The sequence below is a fragment of the Pleomorphomonas sp. JP5 genome (genome assembly GCF_023721815.1).
In the GTDB taxonomy this organism is placed as follows: Bacteria; Pseudomonadota; Alphaproteobacteria; order Rhizobiales; family Pleomorphomonadaceae; genus Pleomorphomonas.
In genome coordinates this window covers 1-865 of sequence record NZ_JAMDLI010000010.1, presented here as the reverse complement: position 1 = coordinate 865, position 865 = coordinate 1, and the positions used below count along the sequence as shown (strand labels likewise).

Sequence of the window (865 nt, the reverse complement as noted above, 5' to 3'; positions counted from 1 at the left end):
CTAGGCTGAATCGACATTCAGCGCATCCATAGCATGGCTGCGGCGAGATGGATGAAGCTCAAGAAGTTGCTGACACGTCTGTCGTATCGGGTTGCGATGTGGCGGAAGTGCTTGAGCTTGTTGAAACAACGTTCGATGCAGTTGCGCACCTTGTAGGCGTCGAAGTCGTAGGCGATGGGGTGTTTCCGCGTCGGGTTGCAGGGAATGACGGCTTCGGCCCCAGCCTCGGCGATGATCCGTCTCAACTGATTGGAATCATAAGCCTTGTCCGCCAGCACCCGACGGGCTTTGAGCCCTTCGAGCAAGGCGGGCGCCTGGGTGACATCGCCCCGCTGGCCCGGTGTCAGGATGATGCGCAGGGGACGGCCCCTGCCGTCGGTCGCCAAGTGAATCTTGGTGGTCAGTCCGCCTCGGGAACGCCCCAGAGCCTGATCCCCCCTTTTTGACCACCGCCCTTGCCGGTGGCCGCCTGCTGGTGTGCCCGGACCAGCGTGGAATCGAGGGCAACATAGTCGTTGTCGGGTTCCCTGATCAGGTGGTCAAACACCCTCTCCCAGACGCCAGCCCTGGCCCAGCGGGTGAACCGCTTATGGACGGTCTTGTACTTACCGTAGCGCTCGGGCAAATCGTGCCAGTGCGCTCCCGAGCGCAGGACCCACAAAACAGCATTGACGAACAAAAGGTTATCCTGGCCGCAACGCCCAGGATCACCGGGTTTGCCGGGAAGCAGGTCGCAGATGCGACGCCATTGCGATGCCGTCAGTTCGTAGCGCTTGGCCATGCTGGGTCTCCAGATCGAACAGTCTGGAGATCCATGAATCACACATCACCCGCGTCGTGAATCCTGAATGTCGATTGGACCTAG

General features: G+C 60.5%; 1 pseudogene. It reads right to left on the bottom strand.

Features of this window, described 5'->3' with window-relative positions:
- Window positions 1–17 precede the first annotated feature (17 nt).
- Window positions 18–781: pseudogene (locus M4J40_RS17080) on the bottom strand (IS5 family transposase).
- Between the last annotated feature and the right edge of the window lie 84 nt (window positions 782–865).